Raw genomic sequence first — 19,580 nt, forward strand, 5'->3', positions numbered from 1 at the left:
CGGAGTCGACCTCACCCGACGTGCGCGAGCACTGCTCGATGGTCCGAACCCGGGACGTCGTGCGACGTCACGTCCGCCGCCGACAATCCTCGCACGAGGACGTGGTCGATTCCGACCATCGCCGGGAACCGTTTGTCGGTCGGATACGTCGGCAGCCAGCCGACACCGGCGATCTCCCCCGCGTCGTGGTATCCACCGGTCAGCAGCCGCCGAAATCGCGCGTGATCGAGGGTTGAATTGAAGTCGCCCATCGCGATCACCGGATGATTCTCGGGCGCACCGTGCAAGATTTCGTCAAGCCGTCCGAGTTCGGATTCCCACTGCGGCGTGATGGTCGGCGGCACCGGATGCAATGCGAACACCTCGACATCACCGTGCCCGGGGACGGCGACGACAGCAGAGACCTGGTTGAAGACGAACCCCGGATACTCGACCTTGTCCGACAGCGGGTGCCGACTGTAGAGGGCGGTCCCCTTCGCTCCCGAGCCGGCCCGCACGAAGGCGTGCGGCAGGTCGTCGACGATCGTCGACGCGGCGATCCGATCGGCTCCGTCTTCAGTCAGCTCCTGCACGGCGAGGACGTCGACCCGATTGTCGCGGACCATGCGCGCCAGTTCGTCGACGTCACCCTCGCCGAACATGACGTTGGACGTCAACACCGTGATCGGCTGTCCGGACAGTGCTTGCGCCGCAACGAAGTACGGCGCCTGCACCGCGATAGCGGCGACAGCGACGACTGCGGTCAATCCGACCCGCCACCAGGCGCGCACCGCGGACAGACAGGCGAGCGCGAGCACCACCGCCACCCCGATGACGATCGGCGACACGGACGCGACCGCGACGATCGGAACGCGCGACGTCGGCCAGAAATGCAGCGCGAAAGCCGCTGCGGCTACGACCAGTGCACAAGTCCCGATGATGTTCGCCACCCAGCGAAGGATCTCCCCCATGCGAACATTCTGCCTGTGGCGCTGCCACCGGCGCTCCTACGAGTCGGCTCCGCGCCGCAGACCGGCGGCGTCCGCGGCTTCCGCGTACGCGCTCGCCAGCGACGCGACACTCTCGTGCGCGTTGAGGCCGCTCGGATTCGGCAGCACCCACAGTCTCGTGCCGACCAGCCCCTCCGGCTGCTCCCCAACCGCCGCCTTCGGGATCGAGAACGCCGTCCGGTAAGCCGTGACACCGAGGATCGCCAGCACTCGTGGACGCACCCGTTCGACGGTCCGGACCAGTTGTTCGCCGCCTTCGACGAATTCGTCGCGGGTCAGGTCGGAGGCCTTCGCCGTTGCACGAGCGACCACATTGGTGATCCCGATGCCCGCATCGACGAGCGCGGCCTCGTCGGCGGCTCGCATCCCGTCGGACGCGTCGATCAGATGGTCAGTGATGCCCGCTGCATACAGCGCCGGATAGAACCGGTTGCCCGGCCGCGCGAAATGCGCGCCCGTCGCCGCCGTCCACAACCCCGGGTTGATCCCGGAGATCAAGAGGCGGCATCCGGGACCGATCAGATCGGGGACCCGCGTGTCGGCGAACGCGAGGAGTTCTGCGCGCGTGAAACTCACCGTGCGCGTCGGGCCCGCAGATAATCGCCGACCACTGCGGCGCCCAGTCCGTCAATGTCCGGCGCGACGACGCGTCCGCCGATCCGGCGGGCGATGCGGTCCACGAAGTTCGCCAAACCGGGATCCTCGCCCAGCCGGAAGAACGTGATCTGCGTGCCCATCCGTGAGAGGTGGTCGAGTTCGCGCACCGTAAGGCCGATGGTCTGCGGGTGCGGCGGATACCAGAAGAACGCCTCGCCGTCCGGCTCCAGATGGGCGGTCGGCTCACCGTCCGTGACGATCAACAGCACAGGCTGCGCATTCGGGAACCGCCGGAGATGCCGGTGCGCCAACATGAGCGCGTGGTGCAAGTTGGTGCCCTGCTCCATCCTCGGCTCCAGACCGGTCAACTCGTCGACCGTCGTCGACCGCGCATGCCTGCCGAACTCGATGAGATGCAGTTCGTCGGATCGGAACCGCGTCGAGATCAACTGGTTCAACGCGAGAGCCGTCCGCTTCATCGGCGTCCACCGCCCCTCCATGACCATGGAGAACGACGTGTCGACGAGCAGAACGACAGCGGCCTGGGTGCGGGCCTCAGTCTCGGTGACCTCCACGTCGCGGACATCGATTCGGACCCCGTCGGCGGGGTCACGGCCGTCGGCAGCCGTCCGCACCACCGCATTCGTCACGGTCCGTGTCACATCCCAAGGCTCGGTGTCGCCGAACGCCCATTCGCGGGTCGCCCCGTTCGGCTCGCCGAGCCTGCCCGCGAGGTCGGTGCGACGGTCGCCGCCGCGGGCGGAGAGCTGCGCCGCGACATCGCGGAGGATCGCCTGCCCGAGTCGGCGCATCGCCTTCGGACTGAGTTTCAGGCTGCCGTCCGGGTCGCGCCGAAAGAAGCCCTGGTCGCGCAGTGCCTTCTCCAACTCGGACAAGGTCCGTGCATCGGCTGCGGCCTCATCCCCCAGTTGACGAGTCAACGCGTCGAGATCGATGTCTTCCATCTGCGCGCCCGCATAGCCTTGGGAGAGCTGCTCGGCGAGCTGTTCGAGTTCACCGATGTCCCGCAAAGCGGCGGCGCCCTCCCCCATGCCCATCGGATTCTCGCCGGAGAACTCCTGCGACCCGCCCCAGTCCAGATCGGGACGCGCCTGGCGGAGCGCGTCGTCCATCTGCCCGAGCGCGCTCATGAGTTCGGGCGACCCGAACGCCTGCTGCGACAATTCCGCCAGCTCGGCCTGCTGCTCGGGGGTGAGCGAGTTGAAGAACTGCTGTGCCGCCGCCGCCCGTTGTGCCAGCGTGTCGATCAGTTCGTCGATGTTCTCCGGGCCTTCGGGGAAGAACTCGCCGTGCCTGTCCATGAACTCGTCGAAATCGGCCTGCGTGTCCTGGCCTGCATTGTGTTTGGCGAGCAGATCGTTGAGGTCGCCGAGCATGTCGGTGATCTGCTGCCGATCTTCGTCGCTAGCGCCCTCAAGCGCATCCTTCATCCCGGCGAACCGCTGGTCGAGGGCCTCACGGCCGAGGAGGTCGGAGATCTTCTCGTAGTCGGCGCGCGCCTGCGGACTACGCCAGTCGTAGTCGGCGAGTTCTCGAACTGCTTGGCCCGTCGACGCCGGCAGGTTGCCGATCTGCATCTCGGCGAAACGCGCATCGTCGTCAAGGTCGCGCGCGAGCTGTTTGCGCTCGTTGAGGACCGCCGAATCGAGGAGTTCTCTGATCTCCTCGAACGTACCGTCGAGGTTGTGGCCGCGCAGCAGCTCCCGGCGGCGACGGTTCGCCTCCTCCGCGAGCCGGTCGAGCCCCCGATTCGACGATCCGCCACGCCGTAGGAACTCACGCATCGCGCGCTCGGGCGACACGCCTTCCATCACGTCATCGCCGATCGCGCGCAGCGCCTCCCGCAGGTCGACGGGAGGCGCGAGCGGATCCGGTCCACCCGTGTATCGGCTGTACCGGGAGCGGTGGAAGCCCTTACGCGCCATCGCGTTCGAGTTCGTCGTCGGGCGCAGACACCGAGTACGCGGTGCGACCGTATTCGTCCTCGTCCTTGCCGATACGACGCGCCAGATAGAGCCCTTCCAATGCCAACTCGATGGCGCTGGCGCGCTCCGCCAACTCGATGGCGTCGAGTCGGCCCGCGATGTCGTCGACGACCTTGTGGACCTCGGCCGCATCGCCGATCGCGTCAACGACGTCGGCGGCGGGAACCCGGTCACCGGTCAGGACGGGATGGCCGGAGTCGAGGGCGTCGACGAGCGGACGCATGTCGACGCCGCCAAGATGCGCTCGGACGACGTCGGCGACGGACTTGCGGAGCAGGTAGTCGAGGATCTCGATCTCCCGCCCCTCCTCGCCCGACTCGAACTCGACCTTGCCGCGCAGCACCTCGATGACCGACTGGAGGTCCACCGGACGCGCGACCGGCAGCTCTTCGCCGGTCACCGCGGCCCGATGCAGCGCCGCTGCGGCAACCGTCTCCGCTGCGGCGATCGCGAAGCGTGCGGACACTCCGGAACGCTGATCGATCGACGGATGCTCGCGGGCGTACCGAGTGAACCGTGCGAGCGCCTCGACGAGATATGTGGGGACGGTCGCGACGAGGTCTGCCTCCTGCTCGACGACGTCGATCTCGTCGTCCAAGTCGAGCGGATAGTGCGTGCGTATCTCGGCGCCGAACCGGTCCTTGAGCGGAGTGATGATGCGACCGCGGTTCGTGTAGTCCTCAGGGTTGGCGCTCGCGGTGACGACGACGTCGAGCGGCAGGCGAAGGCTGTATCCGCGGATCTGGACGTCGCGTTCCTCCATCACGTTGAGCATCGACACCTGGATGCGTTCGGCGAGATCAGGCAGCTCGTTGATGGCGATGATGCCGCGATGCGAACGCGGGATCAGACCGAAATGTATGGTCTCCGGGTCACCGAGGCTGCGCCCCTCGGCGACCTTCATCGGGTCGATGTCGCCGACAAGGTCGGCGACCGAGGTATCCGGTGTCGCAAGCTTTTCGCGGTACCGTTCGCTGCGATGACGCCAGTCGATCGGCAGATCGTCGCCGAGTTCGTCGGCGCGACGGATCGACTCGGGAAGGATCGGCTCATACGGGTGTTCGTCGAGATCCGATCCGGCGATCACCGGTGTCCACTCGTCGAGCAGACCGACAAGGGTGCGCAGGAGCCGGGTCTTGCCCTGGCCGCGCTCGCCGAGCATGACGATGTCGTGTCCGGCGATCAGCGCGCGTTCGACCTGCGGGATCACCGTGTCGTCGAAGCCGACGAGGCCGGGCCACGGGTCGTCACCGTTCCGGAGTGCGGTCAGCAGGTTGTTCCGGATCTCATCGCGCACACCTCGCTGTACGTGATCGGACGCGCGGAGCTCGCCGAGAGTAGTGATCTGGGGCGGGTTGGTGGATTGATCTGCCACCTGTGCCACGCTACTCGCTATCTCGGGATCGGTTCGCCCGCAACGGGAGTTTCGGCCGACGGGCGCGCGCTCGGCTGGTCACCACTGACTGGTTTCATCACCGAACGGCTCGATGAGCCCTTGTGGCCCGACGGGCCGATCGCCGCGGAGAGTCACACGGTGCATGACGCGGCGCTGCGTGTAGTCCCGGTTCGCGTAGTGGGCGGTGCTCCGGTTGTCCCAGAGGACGACGTCGCCGAGGCTCCACCGATGCCGAACGACGTGTTCGGGCTTGGTGAGGTGCGCGTAGAACGCGTCGAGCAGCCCGCGACTCTCCGCGTCGGACACACCATCGATGTGCGAGGTGAAGCCGGGGTTCACGAACAACGACTTGCGGCCGGTCTCCGGGTGGATACGGACCACCGGCTGCCGGACGGGCCGCAGGCTCGTCACTTCCTCGCCGTCCCACAGGTTGCCTCGGCCCTCGCGACGCTGCCGCAGGTAGTAGCCGAACTCACGATTGCCGTCGTGCACGGCGACCAACTCGTCGGCGACCCGCTGCAACGGCGACGACAGGGACGCGTACGCGGCCTCCGCGTCGGCCCAGTTGGTGTCGCCGCCCAACTCGGGCAGTACCAGCGGACGCAGAATCGATGCGGCGGGAGGACGCGGCATGAACGTCACGTCGGTGTGCCAAACGTCGGCGAACCCGTTATCGGTGCTGTCGAGCGAGTACACCTCGTCCGGCACGTCGCCGCTGTCCCACACCGGATGCCCCGCCGTCACGTCGCCGAGCCGGGCGGCGAATTCGACGTGTTGCGCGTCTTCGAGGTGCTGACCTCGCAATACGAGCACCTTGTACTCGGCGAGCGCGACGCGCACCGCGGCGATCTGAGAATCGGTCGCCGAAGCGATGTCGATGCCCGAGATCTCGGCGCCGTGCGACGGCCCGAGTCGTGCGACGTCGATTTCGACGCCGGAGGTGACACCCGACGAGACGGGACGGTCGGTGGTCGCAGCGATTGTGGTCATGAGTCGAGGATGTCCGAGGACAGCACGGCACAGAAGCCTTTTGCCTGCGGTGCGTTTAATCCGCGAAACGCGGATCACGTCCGATGAACGCGACCAGGCCGACCACGGGATCGACGACGCCCGACACCGGGTATGCGGGACCGTACTGGCCGCTCGAACGCAACATGTCCGCCAACGGCCGCATTCCGGCGAGTAGGTCGGCGGCAAGATCGTGGTCGAGATCTGGGCGTCGCAGACCGGCCTGGGCGAGGTCCCACGTGTGCATGAACACGTCGGCGGTATAGAACCGGTCGACTGCCTCGGCCAACGGCATGGTCCCAACGTGCGGATGTGTGAATTCACGTGTCGCGTCGCCGTCCAATAGGACCTGGATCTCGACGTCGCGGGCCGCCCACTCCGCCACCGGGCTCCGCGCCGACCAGTCCGTTGTCGCCTCGACCTCGTCGGCGATTCCGGCGGCGACGAGGCGGTGTCGTTCGGCAGGTGAGGCATCACTGACGGCGCTCATACCTCGTCCTCGGCGAGCAGCGCGTCGAGTTTCGCGTACCCCTGGTCGACGCCGACCTCCATTCCCGACGCCAACCATGCGTCACGCCCTGCGAAGCTGTCGACCAACGACTGGGCATGCAGTCGCGTTCGCCCGTCGCCGAGATCCTCGAATCGCAGCGTCTCGAGCGACACGTCGTCTGGCATTCCCTCGAACGTGAATGTCTGAACGATGACGTCCTCGCCGACCGTGTGGAAGCAGCCGCGAAAGCCATACTCCTGTCCGTCGCGACCCGCGACGTAACGCCATTCTCCTCCGCTGCGGGCATCCCAGGCGACGATGCGCGTGTCCATCCCGTCCGGTCCGACCCAGCGCGCGAACAGTTCCGGGTCGACATGCGCCTTGAGCAATTGCGCGGGGGTGGCCGCGAAATCGCGGGTGATGCGGATCAGCGGAAGGTTCGGGTCTGCGTCGATCGACGCCTGTGTGTGCGTGGTCGTGTTCATGATGCGTTCTCCTCGGGCCTAGATGTGTCGGACGGTCGGGTCATCTCCGCGAGCACAGCGTCGAGTCGTTGATAGCGCTCCTCCGCCTGCCTGCGGTAGCGCTCGATCCATTTGGTCATCAGGTCGAACACGTCGGCCTCTAGATGAACGGGTCGGCGTTGCGCCTCGCGGCTGCGTGTCACCAGACCGGCGTCTTCGAGCACCCGAAGGTGCCGGGACACGGCCTGCAGACTCACGTCATACGGCTGCGCCAGTTCGTTCACTGTGGCGTCGGCCGTAGTCAACCGGGAGACGATGTCACGCCGGGTGGGGTCGGCCAAGGCCGAGAACACCCGAGACAACTGATCGTCAGGCATCGTTCACACTCCTTATTAAACTTCCCGGTTGAATACGAGTACACACCCGCATCCATCCTTTGTCAACAGATCTGTTGAATATGACAGCCGACGACGAGCGGCTCAGCGATGGACACCAGACAGGTAGAACCAGCGACCGCCGACACGCGCGAAGTCGCTACGCTCGCGGACCTCACCTCGGCCCCCCTCATCCCGGTACACAGCGACGAACTCGACAATCCCGCGCGGATGCAACGGCGACCCGTCGACCACGTCGGCGATCGTCAAGTGCAGCCACCGCGTCCGCGGATCGATCGGACACGACGACGGCCTGGTGTCCGGATGCCACGTGGCGAGCAGGTACGCCTCATCGCCGACGGCGAACGCCGTGAACCTGCTGCGCATTAACGCTTCCGCGGTCGGCGGGACCGCCTCCCCCGCCAAGTAGCGACCACAGCACGCCACAACCGTCTCGCCGCTTCCGCACGGACATCGTCGCTCATCCACGACAGTAAGGCTGCCACAGCCCCTTGACACGACCATCAACCCGGTGCAATGGTTAGTTAGTCAACTAACTAACCAAAGAACAGGGGGTGCTCATGATCGACGACGGACGAGCCCTCTTCCAGCAGATCGCGGAGAACGTCTCCGACTCGATCATCGACGGCAGCCTCGCGGAAGAGACCCGCGCACCCTCGACCAACGAGTTGGCCGCTTTCTACCGCATCAATCCGGCAACCGCAGCGAAGGGCGTCAACATGCTGGTCGATAAAGGAGTCCTCTACAAACGACGCGGCGTAGGCATGTTCGTGTCGGCCGGCGCTCGCGACCTGCTCCGCCGCGAACGCCAGGAGTCGTTCGCCGACCGCTTCATCGAGCCGCTACTCAGCGAAGCCGACCGACTCGGATTGACGCCCGACGACCTCGTCTCGCTGATTCACGACCGAGCCACCCAGCACTCCTCGGAAGGAGATCCTCGATGACCAGCATCTCGGACCGCACCTCGGCAGTCAGTGCCCGCAGCCTCACGAAACGGTACGGGAACACTATCGCCCTCAACTCCGTCGACTTCGACATTCCCCAGAACACCATCTGCGGGTTGTTTGGTCGCAACGGCGCGGGCAAGACCACGCTCATGTCGATCTTGACCGCACAGAACTTCGCCACCTCCGGCCACGCATGGGTGTACGGCGAGGAACCGTACGAGAACTCCCGCGCACTGAGCCGCATGTGCTTCGTCCGCGAAAGTCAGCGGTATCCCGACGACGCGCGCCCGGTCCACGCGTTCGCCGCTGCCCGCCTGTTCTTCCCGAACTGGGACGACGAGTTCGCCCAACAGTTGGTCGCCGAGTTCCGGCTCCCACTCAAAACGAGAATCAAGAAGCTCTCCCGCGGACAGTTGTCGGCGGTCGGCGTGATCATCGGACTCGCCTCGCGGGCCGAGGTCACCTTCTTCGACGAACCGTACCTCGGGTTGGACGCCGTGGCCCGGCAGATCTTCTACGACCGCCTGCTAGCCGACTACGCGGAGCACCCCCGCACCGTCGTGCTGTCGAGCCACCTCATCGATGAGATCGCCGACCTCATCGAACGTGTCCTGGTAGTCGACGACGGCGCCCTCGTCCTCGACGAGGACGCCGACGCGCTCCGCGGGCGGGCCGTGACCGTCGTCGGGAACGCGGCCGCAGTCGACGAGTTCATCGCAGGCCGCGAGGAATTGCACCGCGAGAATCTCGGACCGGTCGCGTCGTCGACCGTTCTAGGAGTTGTCAGCGACGAGGACGCGCGCCGACTCGAGCGACTGCATCTGACGACCTCGTCGGTCTCCCTGCAGGAACTGATCGTTCGCTTCACTCAACACGCCGACCAGACGGGAGCCCTCCGATGACCACCACCTCCCCCGCGAATCGCACACGCAACGTGATCCGCATGCAACTGCTCAACAAACAGACCTTCGTCTGGCTGCCGCTGCTGATCCTGATCAGTTCGTTCGCGATCAGTCTGATGATCTACGCCGTGGTCGCCTTCTCGATCGACGACATGGACGAGCCGATCTACGGAGGCGGATCGCAGGCCCCACTCTGGTACTTCCTGGTGGTCGGCATCCAAGCGTTGTCGTTCACGTTCCCGTTCTCGCAAGCCATGAGCATCACTCGGCGCGAGTACTTCCTCGGCACGTATGCGACGGCGATCCTCACGTCGGCGACTCTCTCCGTGACGTTCCTGGTCGGCGGGCTCATCGAGCGCGCCACCGACGGGTGGGGCATCGACGGCTACTTCTTCTACCTGCCGTGGATATGGGACCAGGGCCCGTTCGTCGCGCTGCTCATGTACTTCACCATCGCGATGTTCGCGTTCGCCATCGGATTCTGGGGCGCGACCCTCTACAAGCGGTTCGGAACCCTCTGGCTCGTCGTGACGGGCCTGACGATCGTCGTCGCGATCGTCCTGGCGTGCCTGGTCGTCAGTCTCTCCGGCGGTTGGCCCGCCGTCGGACGATGGCTGGTCGACCTGCGCCCGATCGCCCTCGTCGGCATCGTGTTCGCGCTGGACATTGCCTTCGCCGGAACGTCATACCTCACGCTGCGGCGCGCAACGCCGTAACGAGTGCACGAATCGCGTTGCACAACGGTCGCCCGACGACCGTTGTGCAACAGCATTCGTGCATCCGGCTCGTCACGCGACCTCGTCGGCCTGCTGGTTAAGGACCTCGATCACCGACTCGATGCATCGGATCGGGTCGTCGGTCAGCTGATGCCAGGTGAAGCCAAGGCGGCGCCATCGCGCGCGCTCAAGTGCGTTGGCTTTCGCCTCGTCATTGGCCAGCCTGCCGGGAGCACGATGGAACGCGAGCCCTTGGATCTCCACGCACACCTTCAGCTCGGGCCAGCCGAAATCGAGCCGCCACGCCTCGAATCGCAACTGTTGGACCCAGCCCTCGATGCCTGCATCGGTGAGCAACTCGACAAAGAGCCGTTCGGCGATCGATTCTGAGTCGCCAGTGACGACATCGAGCAGCTTGCGAAGCGCGGGCGCGCCTGCACGACCGGAGTGGCGTTCGCAGGCAGCAACCAATTGCGGGACGGTCACGATCTTCTTCTGCAGCATGCGGTCGGCGAAGGCCGAGCCGTCCCGAATCAGGTCAGCCGTCAGAAGGACAGTCGTCGGCAGCGCGGTGACAGCGATGCCGTCGACGTCGGTGACGTCGTCCGCGCAGTAGGTACGGCGTACGAGGTCGACATCCCCGAAAGTCCATCTGCCCGGCCGTGGAGCCTGGTCCGCGGCGAGCGTGATCACCTCCGGAAGCGATCGGATCAGACCGTGCAGCCAAGCCGCCGTCGTCCGATCGGCAACGGCGTGGTGAGCCAAGACCGCCGACCGCACGAGCACCCGTTCGGTCATCGGGTGGCAAGTGCTTCGGTACAGCCCCGTCGCCGTCGCTCGCCATTCGTCTCTGGCCACGCGGCTACGGATCTGCCCACGTGTCATCCCGAGCCCGCGCGCTTGGTCCGCGGTGATGACGCCGTCGTGGTCAGCGAGAAACCGAGCGATCCGGCGATATGTCCCCATACTCCGTTTGACGCGCCGCAACGGCGCTCGGTTCCAGGTCGCATCGAATTCCGTTGCACAACGGTCGCCTCACGACCTTTGTGCAACAGGATTCGTGCCCGGTTGAACTCAGTGTGCGAAGTGGCGTGACCCGGTCATATACATGGTGATGCCCGCGGCCTTGGCCGCTTCGATTACCTCGTTGTCGCGGATCGACCCACCCGGCTGGACGACCGCGCGGACACCGCCGTCGATCAATACCTGGAGGCCGTCGGGGAACGGGAAGAACGCGTCCGACGCGCCGACCGAGCCCGCGGCGCGGTCACCCGCACGGTTGACGGCCAGATGCGCCGAGTCGACGCGGTTGACCTGGCCCATGCCGACACCGACGGAGGCGCCGTCGGACGCGAGGAGGATCGCGTTCGACTTGACGGCGCGGCAGGAGCGCCACGCGAAGACCAGGTCAGCGAGGGTCTGCTCGTCGGCGGCTTCGCCGGTGGCCAACGTCCAGTTGGCGGGGTCGTCGCCGGCGGCGTCGATCACGTCGCGCTGCTGCAACAGCATGCCGCCGGACACCGGACGCATCTCGGCGACCGAGCTGCTCGGCGCGTCGGCGATCAGGATGCGGACGTTCTTCTTGCGCTGTAGGACTTCGACGGCGCCGTCGGCATACGACGGGGCGATGATGACCTCGGTGAAGATCTCAGCGACCTGCTCGGCCATCTCGACGCTGACCTCACGGTTGGTGGCAATGACCCCGCCGTACGCGCTGACCGGGTCGCACGCGTGAGCGCGACGGTGGGCTTCGGCGATGTCGGAGCCGACAGCGATACCGCACGGGTTGGCGTGCTTGATGATCGCGACCGCAGGCTCAGTGTGGTCGTGGGCGGCACGCCAGGCGGCGTCGCCGTCGGTGAAGTTGTTGAACGACATCGCTTTGCCGTGCAGCTGCTCGGCCTGCGCGAGCCCCGCCGGACCGAACGTCGACGTGTACAGCGCGGCCGCCTGATGCGGGTTCTCCCCGTAGCGGAGCACGTCGGCGCGCTCCCACGTCGCGCCAACCCACACCGGGAAGACAGACGTCTGCTCGCCGGAATCGGTGTCGTCGCTGAGAGCGTCACTGGACATCCAAGACGCGACGGCCACGTCGTAGTCGGCGGTGTGCCGGAACGCCTTGGCAGCCAGCGCTTTACGTTCGGCGAGACCGAAGCCGCCCGCGGCGACCGCTGCGGCGACCTTCGCGTAGTCGGACGGGTCGACGACGACACCGACCGACGGATGATTCTTCGCGGCGGCACGCACCATCGACGGACCGCCGATGTCGATCTGCTCGACGCATTCGTCGGGTGAGGCACCGGAGGCGACGGTCTGGGTGAACGGGTACAGGTTCACCACGACGAGCTCGAACGGGGCGATCCCCAACTCGTCGAGTTGCGCCAGGTGATCGGGCTTGCGGGTGTCGGCGAGGACCCCGGCGTGCACGCGCGGGTGCAGCGTCTTGACGCGTCCTTCGAGACATTCGGGGAAGCCGGTCAGTTCACTAACTTCGACGACGGGGACGCCCGCACCCGCGATCGTCTTGGCGGTCGACCCGGTGGACACGATCTCGACGCCCGCTGCGTGGAGCGCGGTCGCGAGCTCGGTCAGTCCGGTCTTGTCGTAGACGCTGACCAGTGCGCGCCGCACGGCGCGGCGATCTGCAGTTGCGTTCACTTGAGGTGTGCCTTTCGTCCATCGGTGACAACGCCACGGGCGGCGAGCGCGTCCACCACTTCTGGCAGAAGGGCGCGCTCGACGATCTTGATGCGTTCGTGCAGGGTGACCTCGGTGTCGTCGGGGGCCACCTCGACGATCCGCTGGGCCAGGATCGGTCCCGTGTCCACGCCGTCGTCGACGAGGTGGACGGTGGTGCCGGTGACTTTGACGCCGTATGCGAGGGCGTCGGCCACCCCGCGCTGCTGCCGTCGTTCCCTGGCGCGCACGGGGTGGGAGTTGACGACAGTTCCGCCGAACCGGTGCAGGAACGCCGGACCGAGGATCTTCATGAAACCCGCGGTCGCCACCCAGTCGGGTGCGAACGCGGCCACAGCGTCGGCCAGGACGGTATCCCACGTCGCGCGGTCAGGGTGTTCCTGCAGGATGCATTCGACTACCGGGATGTCGGCGTCGGCGGCGATCTGCACCGCCGGGCAGGGCCGGTCGACGACGACTCCGACCACAGTGAACGCGGCGTCGAACGAGGCTGCACGATCGATGATCGCGGCAAGAAGTGTCCCGGTCCCTGACGCGAGTACCACGACGGGAGAGCGGCGCGCTGCGTCGTGGGGGGCGTCTGTCACGCACCTAGTTTAGGGCATGCGAACTGACGGTTCGGAGCGGTGTCGGTCGAGGCCGGAGACCAGTGGCCGACACCACTCAGTCGCGGCGCCCAGGTTCAGGTTCGACCGGATCCCCGTCGACCGTTTCGGCCCCGCCGGCCGGTTCGAACTCGTCGGCAGGGTCGGACTCGCCGGAGGGTTCACCGTCGAATTCCTCACCGTCGCTGCCCGAGATACTTGCCCCGGTAGCCCCCGTCCCCTCGGTGGCGCCGGTATCGATCTCGTCGATCTCGCCGGGCACATCAGCAGACTCGTCGTGGATGGCGAGGTCGTCGAGCCACGAGTCGAGGTCGTCCTCGACGCCACGAACTCGGCGGACGCCGCGATTCGACACCCACATGCCACCGACGACGAGAGCTCCGGCGAGCATGAGCCACGCGAATGTGAACACGCCTGCCGTCGCAACGTCGACACCAGTGCGCCCTAATTCGCCGAGTCGACCGCCGGACACCCAACTCAGTGCCACCACGAGTGCGGCGGCGACCGCCGAGCCGATGGCGACCGCGCGCAGGTGGCGGATCGGGTCGCTGCTGCGGCAGTACCAGCCGAGCAGGAGTCCTGCGGCGAGCGGAACCACGAATAGCAGTCCGCCGACGCCGCCGAGCCCTGTTTCGGGGAGCGCCGACACGATGGGGAGTGGCGGAACGGCTCCGCGTGACACGTCGAACGCGTCGACGACGGTGTCACCGAGCTGCACGGTGGAACCGGTTGTGACGACGGCGGCCCCCATCACCATGTTCGGCAGGTAAAGGATGCTGAGAACGGTGAGGCCGAGATAGCCGTCGAACGAGTTGCCGTCGCCGATCATGGCCGACACGGAACCCCAGTGCATGACGATGCTGCCGAACACGAGGATCGCGCCGCCCGCAATGAGCACGCCGAACGCGATGACGCCGCTGCGCACACCCACTCGTTCGGTCGCCGGAACCACGAATTCTTCGAGGATGGGTCGCAGGCTCGGGATCGCGACCCCGATGAGGACCGCGATCCCCTGAATGAGAAGCGTGTAGCCGAACGCCGCGAGCGGGTCGGGCTGGCCGACTGCGCTGACCGCGGCACCGTCGGCGACCACGGCCAGCGACAATGCTGTCACCAAAAGTGATCCACCGAGTGCGGCTCCGACAATGCCGACGAGATCAGGCAGTTCACGCGCGGTGGACGAGCCCTCGGCCACCACTTTGGCGGTTCCGGCGCACACCAGCAGAGTCGGAAGCAGCGGCAGGACGCCGAGCGTGACTCCGCTGATGGTGACGGGAACCTGGTTGACGGCAAGCCAGCCTGCCGCCGTCGCCGACATGATGCCGGATAGTCCGTCGCCCGCGAGGAGACGGACGATGCCCAGGACGACGACGATCGTGAGGATCGACAGTCCGGGGACGAGAAGCGCCACCTTGACTAGGTCCCAGGTGGCGGCCTTCCGGGGCGCGCTGTCGGCACGACGAGCCAGGCGCACCTGCCGGAGGCGGGTGGCCAGAGAGTTCGACGATCCGCTCACGCCGCGGCGAGCCCTAGTGCTGCTCGGACTGCGGGTTCACACCCGGATCGGTGGCGGGCTTGCCGAACGCGGTGGTGGCGTTCTGATCGCCCGGCTGCGCCTGAGCCGACTGACCGTACTGGGTCTGCGCATACTGGCCGGGCTGAGCCTGCGGCGCAGCGGGCTGTGCCGGTGCCTGCTGGCCGTACCCGTAGCCGTAGCCGTAGTCGGCGGCCGGAGCGGCTGCCTGGTGCGCTCCGCCATACTGCGACGCGTCAGCCGCGACCGGTGCGGCTGCAGCGGGGGTGGCGACCGCGTCGGCGAGCTTGATCTGGCCGCCCTCGACGAGCAGCCACACGACCGCTGCGATGGCCGACAGGATCGAGGTGATCAGCAGGATGATCCCGCCCACGCCCTTGTCGCCTTCGGCTGTCGAGAACTGGAAGATTGTCACGAATGCGGCGATGACAGTGAATGCGAAGACCGACCCGACAACCCACTTCTCGATGCCGAGAATGAAAGTCGTCAGCGCCGTCACGCCTGCGACCGCGACGAGGACATACGGTCCAACGTAGAAGGATTCATACAGTTTGGGCGCAGTGCCGCTGTACCCGTCCGGCACGCCGACCGCGCCGAGGAATCCGCAGAACAGGGTGATGATGCCGAGAGCACCGATAACGCCGGCCAGGATGGTCGGGGCGTTAGCCGGCAGACCCGGGTTGGCGGGCTGCTGCGGAGCACCGTAACCGTACTGTCCCTGCTGGTACTGCTGCTGGTACTGCTGCTGGGCGTACTGACCCTGCTGAGCCTGCGCTTGCGCCTGTGCCTGCTGGGCCTGCGCGTCGTAGCCCTGCTGCCCGTACTGCTGACCCTCGTACTGCTGACCGTAATCGGCGGGCTGACCGTACGGCTGCGCCCCCTGGGGGTTCTGGCCGTAGCCGTATCCGCCGGACTGGGGATAGCTCATCGTCTGACTCCTCACGCATGGAACTCGCCTCGTCCGCCGTTCCGACGAACGTCGTCCACGCTAATACACGTGAGCTGTGTGGGTCGTACACGTGCACGACGACGCGCCTACTCTCCTGGTAGAGGGATTATGCGCGTCAGTCCGGATTCACCACTGGTGAGCTCTCCCCTGCTGCCGGTACCACTCGATGAGCGAGTAGTCGTCGACTGACTTCGGGTCGATGCTCACCTCGCTCCGTCCGGCGAGGATCCCAATTACCGGTACTTCGAGTTTCTTACCGGTCCGGGTGTGTGGAATGCCTGGCGCCGCGACGACCTCGTCGGGAACGTGTCGCGCCGACAGTCGGGTCTTCACATCGGACGCGATCCGTGCGGTGAGCTCGTCGGTCAGTTCAGCACCGGGCACGAGCGTGATGAACAACGGCATCCAATACTTTCCGTCAGGCCCGTCGACGCCGAGGACGAATGCTTCGGCTATCTCGTCGACGCCTTCGACCACTTCGTAGATGTCGGCCGAACCCATCCGGATTCCGTTGCGGTTCAAGGTTGCGTCGCTACGCCCGTGGATGATGAGGGAGCCTCGGTCAGTGAGGGTCACCCAGTCACCGTGCCGCCATACGATGGGCGCGTCGGCCACATCCCACTGGTGTGCGAAGTACGCGGCGCGGTAGCGCTCGCCGTCGGGATCGTTCCAGAAGGCGACAGGCATCGACGGCATGGGCGCGGTGACGACCATCTCGCCGACCTCGCCGATGAGCGGTTTCGCGTGAGGCGACCAGCTTTCCAGTGCGACGCCGAGGTGCCGCACCGAGAGTTCGCCCGCCACGACCGGGATGCCGACAGATCCGCCCGCGAACGCGGACACGATGTCGGTTCCTCCGCTGATCGACGAGACCGGCAAGTCGAGTCGGGCGGAGTGAGGCGATTCAGTACCGTCGCGCACATTGTCGTCGACCCAGGTGAAGAGGTCGGCGGCGAGGGTTGACCCGGTGCTTCCGAGCGTCCTAAGCGCAGACAGGTCGTGGTCGCGGCCCGGAACGAGGCCGGCTTTCCTCGATGCCTGGAGTTGGCCGGGGCTGGTCCCGAAATAGGTGACGTGTTCGTCGGCGACGATCTGCCACAGTCGGTCGGCGTTCGGGTACAACGGTGATCCGCTGTAGCAGACGATGCGGGCACCGACCAGGAGCCCCGCGATCTGGAAGTTCCACATCATCCAGCTGAGGGCCGTCTGCCAGAAGAAGACGGAGTCGCTGCCGAGGTCTGCGTGGAGGCCGGTCTCTTTGAGGTGTTCGAGGAGGACGCCGCCATGCCCGTGGACGATGCCTTTCGGCTTGCCGGTGGTACCCGAGGAGAACAGCACCCAGAGCGGATGTTCGAAGGGGACATGCACGGACGGCAGCGGGTCGCTGCCGTCAGCTGTCGCGTCGGTCCACGCCGTCGTCCCGTGTGGCGCGTCACCGACGACGATGTGCGTCCCGACGCCGAGCAGTCGGGCTAGTTCGGCGGAATCGGGTCGCTTGTCGATGTCCTTGCCGTTGTAGCGGTAGCCGGACGCCGAGAACAAGGCCTTGGGTTCGAGCTGCGCGAGACGTCCGGCCGCGCCTTCGGGTGCGTAGTCCTGGCCACAGCCCGACCAGATCGCGCCGAGCGACGCCGTCGCGAGGAAGCCGATCACCGCTTCGGGAATGTCGGGCAAGTACGCGGCGACGACGTCGCCCTGCCCGACACCGGCGGCGGAGAGGGTCCGGGCGACCGCCCCGACAAGACGCGGGAGATCGTTCCAGGCGACCTCGGTTCGGACACCGTCCTCGTCGAGGCCGACGATCGCCGCACCGGGTTGCTCGGCATGTGCGAAGACGGCGTCGACATAGTTGAGATGCACGGTCGGAAACCAGACGGCGCCGGGCATCGACTGGTCGGCGAGGACCGGGTCGTCGGCCCGAAGCTCACTCGCGGCGATCGCGTCGAGCCCGAAGTGATCCCACACCGCCCGCCAGAAGCCCGGCAGGTCGGCGGTCGAATACTCCCAGAGGTCGGCGTACGCCGTGAGGTCGCGACCGATCCTGCTACCCAGTTCTTCGGCGAACGCTTCCATCCGCGACCGACCCATTCGACTCCCCTTCGCACTCGCGACAATGTTGCGTTCTCAACATAGTGCCGTGCACCACCCGCTCGGACAGCGTGTTCGCGATGAGGGTCGTGCGGTCGGTGATCGACGCAGAGGATGGACGACGCAGAGAATGTAAGAGTCCGCTTATCCCAGCCCCAGCATCTCGATCGATTTAGCGCGCATCTCGACTTTGCGGACCTTGCCGGTGACCGTCATCGGGAACTCGTCGACGACGTTCACATACTTCGGAATCTTGTGTCGGGAGATGTGACCGGTCGCGAACTCGCGAACAGCATCGACATCCAGGGTGGCAGCGCCGTCGCGGAGGCGGATCCACGCCATCAGCTCTTCCCCGTACTTCTCGTCGGGAACCCCGATCACCTGGGCGTCGACGATGTCCGGGTGCGTATACAGGAACTCTTCGATCTCACGCGGGTAAATGTTCTCGCCGCCGCGGATCACCATGTCTTTCATCCGGCCGGTGATGCGGGCGTACCCGTCGTCGCCCAACACGCCGAGGTCGCCAGTGTGCATCCAGCCGTCGGCGTCGATCGCCTCCGCTGTCTTCTCCGGCTCGTTCCAATAGCCCTGCATCACCGAATAGCCGCGGGTGCAGAACTCACCGGTCTCACCGCGTGGCAGAACGGCGCCGGTCGACGGGTCGACGATCTTGATCTCCAAGTGTGGTCCCACCCGGCCGACCGTGGCCACCCGCAGGTCCGTCGGGTCATCGGTGCGAGTCTGCATCGAGACCGGACTCGTCTCGGTCATCCCGTAGCAGATCGAGACCTGTGACATGTTCATCTCGTCGATCACCCGCCGCATCACGGCCTCCGGGCACGGCGATCCAGCCATGATGCCGGTCCGTAACGACGACAGATCGAACTCTGCGCCGGTATCGCGCAACGCCAGTTCGGCGATGAACATCGTCGGCACTCCGTACAGGCTGGTGCAGCGGTACTTTTCGACCGCCGCCAGCGCTGTCCGCGGGTCGAACGCCGGGCCCGGGATCACCATGGCCGCCCCGTGCGACGTCGCCGCGAGATTGCCCATCACCATGCCGAAGCAGTGGTAGAACGGCACCGGCAGGCAGATCCGGTCGGCCTCCGTGTAGTCGACGAGCTCGCCGACGAGGTACCCGTTGTTGCCGATGTTCGAGTGCGAGAGCGTGACTCCCTTCGGCGACCCGGTGGTACCCGACGTGTACTGGATGTTGATCGGATCCGACGCGGACAGTCCCGCCGCTATGTCGTCGATCGTCGCCAGTTCCTCAGCGGACGGCTCGGCGAGCAGACCGGCGAATTCGGTCGACTCGAACAGCACCACTTGGCGGAGTTCGGGTGCCTGGTCGCGGACGTCGGCGAGCATCTGCGCGTACTCGGAGTCTCGGAACTTCTCGGCGGCGAGCACCAGTGACGTACCCGACTGCGCGAGGACGTACGCGAGTTCGTGGCGGCGATACGACGGGTTGATGACTACGAGGACCGCCCCGACCTCGGCTGCGGCGAATTGGGTTAGCACCCACTCGAATCGGTTCGGCGACCACAGTCCGACGCGGTCGCCCGGCGTACAGCCCAACCGCAGCAGACCGGCCGCGAGCGCCCGAACGTCCCGCCGGAACTCGGCGTACGTCCACTGTCGGTCGATCGCGGCGTCGATCATCGCGATCGAGTCGGGGACGCGCGCCGTGGTCTGTGCGAGCACCCCGCCGATCGTGTCAGTGAGCAGCGCGGGCTCGACCTCCCCCCGGCTGTACGAGTCGGTTGGTGTGTACGTCGGGTCGGACATGGTTCCTCC

At 66.4% G+C, this 19,580-nt stretch carries 19 protein-coding genes; 3 read left to right on the forward strand and 16 right to left on the reverse strand.

Translation table 11 applies throughout. From position 1 onward, the window contains the following. Nucleotides 1-11: 11 nt before the first annotated feature. The 9 genes from MP11Mi_RS03060 to MP11Mi_RS03100 all read right to left on the reverse strand — a co-directional run bounded on the left by MP11Mi_RS03060 (nt 12) and on the right by MP11Mi_RS03100 (nt 7,813). The gene (locus tag MP11Mi_RS03060) at nt 12-950 is read right to left on the reverse strand and encodes an endonuclease/exonuclease/phosphatase family protein (protein ID WP_420040849.1); all 939 of its coding nucleotides are present in this window, start codon (nt 948-950) and stop codon (nt 12-14) included. 36 nt (nt 951-986) lie between these two features. Then, nucleotides 987-1,565, reverse strand: a complete 579-nt coding sequence (mug, locus tag MP11Mi_RS03065) for a G/U mismatch-specific DNA glycosylase (RefSeq protein WP_420040850.1) — start codon at nt 1,563-1,565, stop codon at nt 987-989. After that, the gene (locus tag MP11Mi_RS03070) at nt 1,562-3,532 is read right to left on the reverse strand and encodes a vWA domain-containing protein (protein ID WP_420040851.1); all 1,971 of its coding nucleotides are present in this window, start codon (nt 3,530-3,532) and stop codon (nt 1,562-1,564) included. The genes mug and MP11Mi_RS03070 overlap by 4 nt, the downstream gene beginning before the upstream one ends. Continuing rightward, nucleotides 3,522-4,967, reverse strand: a complete 1,446-nt coding sequence (locus tag MP11Mi_RS03075; RefSeq protein WP_420040852.1) for a magnesium chelatase — start codon at nt 4,965-4,967, stop codon at nt 3,522-3,524. Before MP11Mi_RS03075 ends, MP11Mi_RS03070 begins: the two co-directional genes overlap by 11 nt. A 78-nt stretch (nt 4,968-5,045) precedes the next feature. Further along, nucleotides 5,046-5,978 (reverse strand): TauD/TfdA dioxygenase family protein, encoded by a 933-nt coding sequence (locus MP11Mi_RS03080; RefSeq protein WP_420040853.1) that lies wholly within the window; start codon nt 5,976-5,978, stop codon nt 5,046-5,048. A gap of 55 nt (nt 5,979-6,033) precedes the next feature. Continuing rightward, on the reverse strand, nt 6,034-6,486 hold the full coding sequence (locus MP11Mi_RS03085; RefSeq protein ID WP_420040854.1) for a DinB family protein: 453 nt from the start codon (nt 6,484-6,486) through the stop codon (nt 6,034-6,036). Continuing rightward, the gene (locus MP11Mi_RS03090) at nt 6,483-6,971 is read right to left on the reverse strand and encodes an SRPBCC domain-containing protein (protein WP_420040855.1); all 489 of its coding nucleotides are present in this window, start codon (nt 6,969-6,971) and stop codon (nt 6,483-6,485) included. Before MP11Mi_RS03090 ends, MP11Mi_RS03085 begins: the two co-directional genes overlap by 4 nt. After that, complete coding sequence (locus MP11Mi_RS03095; RefSeq protein ID WP_420040856.1) at nt 6,968-7,327, reverse strand: ArsR/SmtB family transcription factor; 360 nt, start codon at nt 7,325-7,327, stop codon at nt 6,968-6,970. The genes MP11Mi_RS03090 and MP11Mi_RS03095 overlap by 4 nt, the downstream gene beginning before the upstream one ends. Nucleotides 7,328-7,429: 102 nt before the next feature. Beyond that, nucleotides 7,430-7,813 carry a YchJ family protein gene (locus tag MP11Mi_RS03100; protein WP_420040857.1) on the reverse strand — a complete coding sequence of 128 codons (384 nt, stop codon included), beginning with the start codon at nt 7,811-7,813 and terminating at the stop codon, nt 7,430-7,432. 92 nt (nt 7,814-7,905) lie between these two features. On the opposite strand from MP11Mi_RS03100, the gene MP11Mi_RS03105 reads away from it, so the two are divergent. From MP11Mi_RS03105 to MP11Mi_RS03115, 3 genes are read left to right on the forward strand one after another with little or no spacing between them, the layout of a single operon-like run. Next, nucleotides 7,906-8,289 carry a GntR family transcriptional regulator gene (locus tag MP11Mi_RS03105; RefSeq protein ID WP_420040858.1) on the forward strand — a complete coding sequence of 128 codons (384 nt, stop codon included), beginning with the start codon at nt 7,906-7,908 and terminating at the stop codon, nt 8,287-8,289. Next, a complete protein-coding gene (locus MP11Mi_RS03110; RefSeq protein ID WP_420040859.1) occupies nt 8,286-9,194 on the forward strand; it encodes an ABC transporter ATP-binding protein in 909 nt (302 codons plus the stop codon). The genes MP11Mi_RS03105 and MP11Mi_RS03110 overlap by 4 nt, the downstream gene beginning before the upstream one ends. Continuing rightward, complete coding sequence (locus tag MP11Mi_RS03115; protein WP_420040860.1) at nt 9,191-9,910, forward strand: hypothetical protein; 720 nt, start codon at nt 9,191-9,193, stop codon at nt 9,908-9,910. Before MP11Mi_RS03110 ends, MP11Mi_RS03115 begins: the two co-directional genes overlap by 4 nt. A 72-nt stretch (nt 9,911-9,982) precedes the next feature. Here the strand turns inward: MP11Mi_RS03115 and MP11Mi_RS03120 are convergent, their stop codons facing one another. From MP11Mi_RS03120 to MP11Mi_RS03150, 7 genes are all read right to left on the reverse strand, one after another. Then, on the reverse strand, nt 9,983-10,708 hold the full coding sequence (locus tag MP11Mi_RS03120) for a hypothetical protein (protein ID WP_420040861.1): 726 nt from the start codon (nt 10,706-10,708) through the stop codon (nt 9,983-9,985). A gap of 276 nt (nt 10,709-10,984) precedes the next feature. After that, the gene (gene purH / locus MP11Mi_RS03125) at nt 10,985-12,568 is read right to left on the reverse strand and encodes a bifunctional phosphoribosylaminoimidazolecarboxamide formyltransferase/IMP cyclohydrolase (protein WP_420040862.1); all 1,584 of its coding nucleotides are present in this window, start codon (nt 12,566-12,568) and stop codon (nt 10,985-10,987) included. Continuing rightward, complete coding sequence (purN, locus tag MP11Mi_RS03130) at nt 12,565-13,194, reverse strand: phosphoribosylglycinamide formyltransferase (RefSeq protein ID WP_420040863.1); 630 nt, start codon at nt 13,192-13,194, stop codon at nt 12,565-12,567. Before purN ends, purH begins: the two co-directional genes overlap by 4 nt. A gap of 76 nt (nt 13,195-13,270) precedes the next feature. After that, nucleotides 13,271-14,728: a cell division protein PerM gene (locus MP11Mi_RS03135; RefSeq protein ID WP_420040864.1), complete on the reverse strand. Its 1,458-nt coding sequence runs from the start codon at nt 14,726-14,728 to the stop codon at nt 13,271-13,273. Between the two features lie 13 nt (nt 14,729-14,741). Continuing rightward, a complete protein-coding gene (locus MP11Mi_RS03140) occupies nt 14,742-15,674 on the reverse strand; it encodes a DUF5336 domain-containing protein (RefSeq protein WP_420040865.1) in 933 nt (310 codons plus the stop codon). Nucleotides 15,675-15,821: 147 nt separating this feature from the next. After that, the gene (locus MP11Mi_RS03145) at nt 15,822-17,783 is read right to left on the reverse strand and encodes an acetoacetate--CoA ligase (RefSeq protein ID WP_420712831.1); all 1,962 of its coding nucleotides are present in this window, start codon (nt 17,781-17,783) and stop codon (nt 15,822-15,824) included. Between the two features lie 144 nt (nt 17,784-17,927). Then, nucleotides 17,928-19,571, reverse strand: coding sequence for an AMP-binding protein (locus MP11Mi_RS03150; protein ID WP_420040866.1), 1,644 nt, complete (start codon nt 19,569-19,571; stop codon nt 17,928-17,930). Nucleotides 19,572-19,580 lie beyond the last annotated feature (9 nt).

The sequence above is a fragment of the Gordonia abscondita genome, assembly GCF_032711245.1.
Lineage (GTDB): Bacteria > Actinomycetota > Actinomycetes > Mycobacteriales > Mycobacteriaceae > Gordonia.

Excerpts from the sequence above, each read along its gene's own strand:
- MP11Mi_RS03060 (WP_420040849.1), bottom strand. The coding sequence starts at position 950 with ATGGGGGAGATCCTTCGCTGGGTGGCGAACATCATCGGGACTTGTGCA.
- MP11Mi_RS03070 (WP_420040851.1), bottom strand. The coding sequence starts at position 3,532 with ATGGCGCGTAAGGGCTTCCACCGCTCCCGGTACAGCCGATACACGGGT.
- MP11Mi_RS03080 (WP_420040853.1), bottom strand. The coding sequence starts at position 5,978 with ATGACCACAATCGCTGCGACCACCGACCGTCCCGTCTCGTCGGGTGTC.
- MP11Mi_RS03085 (WP_420040854.1), bottom strand. The coding sequence starts at position 6,486 with ATGAGCGCCGTCAGTGATGCCTCACCTGCCGAACGACACCGCCTCGTC.
- MP11Mi_RS03090 (WP_420040855.1), bottom strand. The coding sequence starts at position 6,971 with ATGAACACGACCACGCACACACAGGCGTCGATCGACGCAGACCCGAAC.
- MP11Mi_RS03095 (WP_420040856.1), bottom strand. The coding sequence starts at position 7,327 with ATGCCTGACGATCAGTTGTCTCGGGTGTTCTCGGCCTTGGCCGACCCC.
- MP11Mi_RS03105 (WP_420040858.1), top strand. The coding sequence starts at position 7,906 with ATGATCGACGACGGACGAGCCCTCTTCCAGCAGATCGCGGAGAACGTC.
- MP11Mi_RS03110 (WP_420040859.1), top strand. The coding sequence starts at position 8,286 with ATGACCAGCATCTCGGACCGCACCTCGGCAGTCAGTGCCCGCAGCCTC.
- MP11Mi_RS03115 (WP_420040860.1), top strand. The coding sequence starts at position 9,191 with ATGACCACCACCTCCCCCGCGAATCGCACACGCAACGTGATCCGCATG.
- MP11Mi_RS03120 (WP_420040861.1), bottom strand. The coding sequence starts at position 10,708 with ATGACCGAACGGGTGCTCGTGCGGTCGGCGGTCTTGGCTCACCACGCC.
- MP11Mi_RS03140 (WP_420040865.1), bottom strand. The coding sequence starts at position 15,674 with ATGAGCTATCCCCAGTCCGGCGGATACGGCTACGGCCAGAACCCCCAG.
- MP11Mi_RS03145 (WP_420712831.1), bottom strand. The coding sequence starts at position 17,783 with ATGGGTCGGTCGCGGATGGAAGCGTTCGCCGAAGAACTGGGTAGCAGG.
- MP11Mi_RS03150 (WP_420040866.1), bottom strand. The coding sequence starts at position 19,571 with ATGTCCGACCCGACGTACACACCAACCGACTCGTACAGCCGGGGGGAG.